We start from the raw sequence: 6,477 nt of genomic DNA on the forward strand, positions 1-6,477 counted from the left end.
AATTTTATTATCCGGCGCTAAAAACAAAGATTTCTTATATCCTGTCGACTCACATGCTGGACAGTAATCTAAAAATGACGGTTCAGCAAGCAAAAATTGCACTCCTGCACAAAAAAAGACAATCTATTTTTTCTTTTATGTTCTTTAACCGGCTTTATAATTTAGATCACCGCCTAGTTCAAGGTAATAATCGCCGGGCTATTCTATCCTTTGCTTTCAAGTCATCCTTTATGTCCACGCCCAAATGAGCAGTATCTCTTTTTACTAATAAAAGCTCTCTCCCTTCTATTTTATATTTATTGAGCTGGTATAAATAAGTAGTATCATCAATGTATTGGGGAGTATCTGTAGTTAAAAATGTCGAGCGTTTATCATCAATCCAAACTAAACTAAAAGAAGTCCGAATATCATTTCCAAGCACCTGCTGAGACTTCAGGTTTAAAACATACACGGATAAAAATTATTCATTCCTATCAATGGTAATATTAAGATACTGTCATGCACAAGGCAATACCTGGATTCTCTAAAGGTATTGCCATTGATAATCCATACAGAAGTATCTGGGAATACTACTTCCGAATAATCAAAATACTTAAAACAGAAATCTTTATACCCATTGGTATGATTCAAGCGATACCTTAAACAAATTTCTCCTTCCTTTCCTTTTGATGCTTTTAAATAGAAATTTGCGTCTTTTGCTTCAAGTTCGTCTAAATTATTACCTGGCAATGAATCAAATCGCTTACTCTTCTCTTCAACTTCTATATTTGTGGGTTTTCTTCCACTTTTGCAGCTTATAGAGGCAAATGCCAATGCTATATACAATAATATCATCTTCATGCTTCAATTACTGATTTATTTCCTTCTTTACTACTTTAAACCTTCCATTCCAGGGGGACAAGTTTGTTGTTTCTGTTGACAGGATAAACTAAGTTTGTGGAGACAACACACCTGATCAGGGTGCTGTAAGAGTTTCGCTAATTCCTCCACCCCATGAAAAATTTCCGATACCAGCTATTTTTACAACAGCAAAAAATCCCATATTAAATAATACTTATTGATGGTATCATAAATTCTATATTGAAATGAATATTGATTGTATCCATCGACAATTAAACTGGATGATTGAGGGCTTAATATTTGCCCAGGGGCAAACGTTTGATTGGCTTCTCCTGGTCTTTTGATTTGAAGAAAACTACCGTATCAGATCTCGACAATGACTTTAAAATCATAGAATCATCATTTAGCTTTAATATCTTATACTCCTCCATTACAATGGGTAAAAACATTTTAATGAGGGTATCAGATTTAATAGCATACGCGCAATTCGCTATCACATAGTCTTCAACTTCAAATTGAATCCTGTCGTTATTCTTATAATAATAATAAGTAAAATCGCCTTTAACGCCAAGTCTCCATGCAATGTCATTATTACTATCCCAGTATTTAAAAGACAAGTTATTTATATCTTTCATATTGTAAGATATTTTTTGCCCATATGCGTTAAAGGACATAAGAAGCATAATAATACTGGAAATATTTACGGTATGTTTCAGGCACATAATCTATTGGTTTAATTCCCTTTTTGTTTCCGATTTTTGACATCCTCCCTTTGGTGGTATTTTTTCGCATTAATATACGTTGCTGGTCCGGTTATGACCATATTTATTTCAGGAATATAGAGAAATTCATACATCTTACCTATTTTTGGTGCTTAACTATATGTCAATCCAGATAACAGCTTTAAACTCTAGGGAATCTGTTTTCGCTAATGCAGCTATCGCATTTCTGATTTTGCGCTGGAAATATATCCATTTTTTCAAAGAACCCATACCAAACATGGAACTACTATCATACCTCATCTGTTCACCTCATTCTGTGAATTTCTTTCAAAGGAAGAAGGTATCCACCCGAGATAGAGCGTCTTTTTAAACCGAGATTATCAAAATAATATTGCGGCTCACAAAATATTATTAAATGAATCACGATATTTTACGACAAGGCAGACGAGATCTGGAGCAAATTAGGTACTTGCCAGAGCAGAAGGTGGAGGAGAATATATACATTTCTGTCGAATGGATGGTATCGTGCTGCTACTTACTACAATTGGCAAGAGTGCACAATAATGAAGTCGGAGAAGATTACTACCAGGTTTGTATCTGGTGTAATTAAACATCAATCAGCCGACGATATGCCATTTATTGAGATCGAAAAACCAGGAAGAGTTACCATCAGACTTTTCAGACAGAGAGCCGGAAGCCAAAGGCAATGTAGGCTGATTTGTCGCTGGATCACTGGACTCTGAAGGAGATCGTCAAAAACAAAATTTTAAAGTACCGTCCGGAAACGGGATATTGCCGGCTTGAAGGCCAACAATGGGATGCAGCTCAAGGTGTAAGCGTGTGATCAAAGAGGTGATAGATTGGCGAGGCAAACCGCGGTTTATCCGGGCGGATAATGGGAAGGAGTTTCGCAGTCATGAGCTGGTGGATTTTTGCCAGGCGGAAGGAATCCGGCTTAAATTTTTCCAAGCAGGCAACCCCATGCAGAATGCCCATATTGAGCGATTTAACCGCTTTTACAGGGAGGATGTGCTGGATGCCTGCATATCAGTAGTTTGAATAAAGCGCGCCAGCTGAGTGAGAACGGATGGCGTTTTATAACGAGAAGCACCCGCATGGGTCGCCAGGCAAGCATAGTCCGGGGGAATACCCGGAGTTTTTTAATAGTGGGGAACTGCCAACCTACACAACATCAGAGCAATGAATAACAAATTAAGGTATGAATAGAGAATTATATCGTGCATTAAAAGGGATAAATCCTAATGCTCTAAGTGAAGAGGATAAAGAAGAATTGTTGCGGTTTTTTGTTGTTACGGAAAACCACGGCATCAGAGATCAGATAGCCTTCATTTTTTCCGACATTAAATACAATAGAGCGATCCCTTTTATAATTGAAAAAATCAATGATGAAAAGTTGTACCATCACAATGGATCTTTGGTATTCGCCCTGGAGAATCTGGATGTCAGGGATTATTTCATTGAATTTGTAAAGATGGTCTGCGACATGGAGTATGAGCCAAGGTATCAGGCATTCGAACTTCTAATGAAATATGCACCTGGAATTTCGAGGGAAATCAGAGAAAAGGCATTGACAATGTTGGAAGAACGGCAGCAGCAATTAGAAGTTACGGATGCCGACAAAGGACCTGACAGCCCCTACAATTTTGTCAAGCATTCCATAAAATTGATAGAAGGGAAATAAAGCCAGTCCAATGACTATTAGTTGCCTGAATAATAGAAATATTGAAAAACTGTCGTCAACAGGTTCGTCTTAAAGGGGTTGCTATTACTCAGACTACGAATGTCATGTCATGTCATCTCATCTGGTCTGATCTAAATATATTAAAACACCTGCATTCATTACAATTAGCGCTGATAAGATAATACTGAATTTTTGACCCAACTTGATGAGTTGGATTTTTCTTTTCAACTTCTCATTATTAGGATGCTCCTTAACTATTTTATTAAAATCAATTTTCTTAAAAAACCAATTGCCATCCAAAAATGATAAATAACTATGCATTGTCATACTATTGGATTGATCAATCCAGTTATAATATATTATTTTTTTATTAACAACAACTATTTGTATGGCTATGATAAATAAAACAGAAATTAGTATTACAGTAATCCCTAAAATTTTAAACATACTATTAAATATTTTTGCTATTAGGTATAATTGATGCAGTAATTGAGGACACTGACACGTAGCAGGCAGAGGCAAAATTAATAATAATAAAATACTAACCGGTAATAGTCGCATTTCCATTATCGTATCTCATTATGCAAATCAGTGATGTATATAAAGTGGTATGTAACAATGCGACTTGGGGAGATTTGAATCGCAATATCGCTCATATCACTTTACATAATACTATTAATATTACTTTAGCCAACTGATCAGGCTCTCATCTTTTAGCCAAATTGCATCTTCAGTCCTTCACTGTACTTTCTTTGCTAGTTAGCCTTTTGATGCTGTAGTGTCGCTAGCAGGGATACTATATTTTTAGTATGTTCTTTTGCCCTGGCCTTTAATTCATCTTCAGGAAGCGGGGGCTGTCCGGGCCCTCCGTGAGTTGACATGCTGTGAAGATAGATGGGGTCGATGTAGTTCATTTGCGCATAGTAAGCTGTCTGCTCTATATTTTTGGTAAATTCATAAATCGTCCGGTGATGCTTTCCCGTAATTTTGTACTCTTCTTTTTGTGCTCCCGTGGTTAGGCTCAGAATGAAGTTTTTTCCTTTTAATTTGTCCCCTTTAGAGCCATATGCAAACTGGTATTCAAAAACTTCATCAAAATAGAGTTTTAAGATCGCCGGTAAATTCAGCCAATAAAATGGACATTGAAAAACAATCGTCTGATGACGTAATAAAGCTTCTTGTTCTGCTTTTATGTCAATTTTATAAGTAGGATATAATGCATGAATATCTCTGATCTCTAAATTTAAATTGCTGTTATTCAATTCTTCGATAATCGTTTTATTTGCAATTGATGCATCGAAATTCGGGTGTGCTAAGATAATTAATGCCATAATTCGGGTGACTTTTTTAAACTAAAAAACTGTAGTTGCAAAACTAAGTTGAGGAGACTACCTTTACAATAACTAACAAGGTTGATAGGTTAAAATAGCGGTTATGAACTATGTAAAATTGCAGAATAAAGTTTATCCCTGCCCTGTAAGTTTGGCCATGGATATGGTTGGAGGCAAATGGAAAGCGATTATCCTTTTTTATCTTAAAAATGGCGAAAAAAGATATAACGAACTTCATAAAGAAATTTTGTCGATAAGCGAAATGACATTGAGCCTTCAATTGAGACAGTTGGAAAAAGACGGATTGGTTACACGGAAAGTTTTTGGCAAAAAACCTCCTGTAAAGGTCGTATATAATTTAACCGATTTCGGGAAAACATTTATCCCGGTTTTGGAGGCGCTTAATGAATGGGGGAAACAAATCGTGATAGAAAAAGGTCAGTTTATCAGCTTAGAACAATAGGTATTGGTAATTATTGTCCTGGAACACAGATTTGGATTTTGTAAGCTGTTTTCTTCCCTTAAAAGGGATCTCATCTTTAATATTGGCCAGGCCTATTACTAAGATTTTTGCTATTGATTCATTTATTAAGGGAATATATCTGCTTAATGAATACTGAGAAAGGGGCAGCCTCATAAATAAAAAATGAGACAGCCCAACTTACCAAACTATTGAAATCCTTATTTTCGAAGGACTGTATATCACCCAATTTCATCATCCACCATATCCATTCATTATAAGAATCGTCGATAGTAATACTGTGTAGATGTTATTGGCCATAAATAAAAACCAACTATATCCCAAACTGGAACCTCTACATGGCGTAAACAACCCTACACAATAACAGTTGTATGATTACTTCTTTAATTACTAAAAAAAGAAAATGGCAATCCATAATAAGACAACTGGTAAAAGCATGGAAATTAAAAAATAGCTAACAAATAGTTTTCCACCATAATAAGGATACTTTTCCAACAATCGCTCATACCGTTTATTTCTTAGTATCAACAAGTAGTTCAAAAGAACACAAGGCACGATAAATAAAAACACATAAGTGACTAGCGTATTTAAAGTCCCGGATAAAAATGAAAAATGGACCTTGTAAAAGTAACTCTTAATTACATGCCGCTGCATAATTGCCATAAACAAAGCGAAATTGGAGGTCAACGCAATAGACATAAATATCATACTCCCTACTGCCCAATCCCGCCTGGTATTGGGTTGGGATTTTGCACGTTTTATACAATCCACCCAAATTCTATAATATAATCCTATCATTTATATTTCATTACTTAAAGCAAACAAATACTAAACAGTATCCACACTCATCTATAATAATCTATTCCACTATGAAACCCATCATTATATTCCTGTTGAAGCTGAAAATCTGTTTCAAAATCTCCGGTAGCATTACCCAATATACTCAAATCATCAAAAGGTTGATAAATCATCCACCAATTTTGATATATACCTATTACCATTCCTGCAATTTCTGCAAATTTCTCTATACCATCTACTACCGGGCCTGTGTATCCCGCCAGGACAATCCGGTAGTCATTACTCCAGTTGTACCCAATGTAAAGGATGCTTCATCTACTTTATTTATGTTTTTCCCGCCTCCTTCAGCATATTTATCAAAAATTTGCGCTCCTAATAAAGCATTATTAGCAACAGCAAGCCCCATGGTAGTACCTTTAATTACGCTGGAAAGGTACAGGAAATTTGTGCTCTCGCAGATCTAACGGTACCAGCTCTAGTCGTTTTAGTTCTCTGAAAATATTAGGAGTCCTAAGTCAAGCTCTCGGTTGAGAGATGCTTGACTTAAGATAAACTATATCCCAAATTGTTTAATAATAACTTTTTTCCATTCAACGAACATCC

Annotated in this window: 8 protein-coding genes; 3 read left to right on the forward strand and 5 right to left on the reverse strand. The window is 35.9% G+C overall.

Annotated features, from left to right (window positions below; genetic code table 11):
• Positions 1–178 precede the first annotated feature (178 nt).
• The 3 genes from DXN04_RS30695 to DXN04_RS30705 form a co-directional block, all read right to left on the reverse strand.
• Entirely contained in the window at positions 179–451 is a 273-nt protein-coding gene (locus DXN04_RS30695) for a hypothetical protein (protein WP_116857249.1), read from the reverse strand.
• Positions 439–840, reverse strand: a complete 402-nt coding sequence (locus DXN04_RS30700) for a hypothetical protein (RefSeq protein WP_116857250.1) — start codon at positions 838–840, stop codon at positions 439–441. Before DXN04_RS30700 ends, DXN04_RS30695 begins: the two co-directional genes overlap by 13 nt.
• A gap of 293 nt (positions 841–1,133) precedes the next feature.
• Complete coding sequence (locus DXN04_RS30705; protein WP_147320106.1) at positions 1,134–1,475, reverse strand: hypothetical protein; 342 nt, start codon at positions 1,473–1,475, stop codon at positions 1,134–1,136.
• A 900-nt stretch (positions 1,476–2,375) separates the two neighbouring features.
• Here DXN04_RS30705 and DXN04_RS35945 point away from each other — a divergent pair.
• Both DXN04_RS35945 and DXN04_RS30715 read left to right on the forward strand, forming a co-directional pair.
• Positions 2,376–2,621, forward strand: a complete 246-nt coding sequence (locus DXN04_RS35945) for a DDE-type integrase/transposase/recombinase (RefSeq protein ID WP_116857252.1) — start codon at positions 2,376–2,378, stop codon at positions 2,619–2,621.
• 160 nt (positions 2,622–2,781) lie between these two features.
• Complete coding sequence (locus tag DXN04_RS30715; protein ID WP_116857253.1) at positions 2,782–3,264, forward strand: hypothetical protein; 483 nt, start codon at positions 2,782–2,784, stop codon at positions 3,262–3,264.
• A gap of 117 nt (positions 3,265–3,381) precedes the next feature.
• Here DXN04_RS30715 and DXN04_RS30720 read toward each other — a convergent pair whose 3' ends face one another.
• Together DXN04_RS30720 and DXN04_RS30725 are read right to left on the reverse strand one after the other, a co-directional pair.
• On the reverse strand, positions 3,382–3,711 hold the full coding sequence (locus tag DXN04_RS30720) for a hypothetical protein (protein ID WP_147320107.1): 330 nt from the start codon (positions 3,709–3,711) through the stop codon (positions 3,382–3,384).
• Between the two features lie 308 nt (positions 3,712–4,019).
• Complete coding sequence (locus DXN04_RS30725; protein WP_116857255.1) at positions 4,020–4,595, reverse strand: NAD(P)H-dependent oxidoreductase; 576 nt, start codon at positions 4,593–4,595, stop codon at positions 4,020–4,022.
• Positions 4,596–4,698: 103 nt separating this feature from the next.
• On the opposite strand from DXN04_RS30725, the gene DXN04_RS30730 reads away from it, so the two are divergent.
• Positions 4,699–5,058 (forward strand): winged helix-turn-helix transcriptional regulator, encoded by a 360-nt coding sequence (locus DXN04_RS30730; protein ID WP_116857256.1) that lies wholly within the window; start codon positions 4,699–4,701, stop codon positions 5,056–5,058.
• The last annotated feature ends 1,419 nt before the right edge of the window (positions 5,059–6,477 follow it).

Source organism: Chitinophaga silvisoli (assembly GCF_003412465.1).
GTDB lineage: Bacteria > Bacteroidota > Bacteroidia > Chitinophagales > Chitinophagaceae > Chitinophaga > Chitinophaga silvisoli.

Coding starts and splice junctions, on each gene's coding strand:
- DXN04_RS30730 (WP_116857256.1), top strand. CDS start 4,699: ATGAACTATGTAAAATTGCAGAATAAAGTTTATCCCTGCCCTGTAAGT.
- DXN04_RS30715 (WP_116857253.1), top strand. CDS start 2,782: ATGAATAGAGAATTATATCGTGCATTAAAAGGGATAAATCCTAATGCT.
- DXN04_RS30705 (WP_147320106.1), bottom strand. CDS start 1,475: ATGAAAGATATAAATAACTTGTCTTTTAAATACTGGGATAGTAATAAT.
- DXN04_RS30720 (WP_147320107.1), bottom strand. CDS start 3,711: ATGTTTAAAATTTTAGGGATTACTGTAATACTAATTTCTGTTTTATTT.
- DXN04_RS30725 (WP_116857255.1), bottom strand. CDS start 4,595: ATGGCATTAATTATCTTAGCACACCCGAATTTCGATGCATCAATTGCA.
- DXN04_RS30700 (WP_116857250.1), bottom strand. CDS start 840: ATGAAGATGATATTATTGTATATAGCATTGGCATTTGCCTCTATAAGC.
- DXN04_RS35945 (WP_116857252.1), top strand. CDS start 2,376: ATGGGATGCAGCTCAAGGTGTAAGCGTGTGATCAAAGAGGTGATAGAT.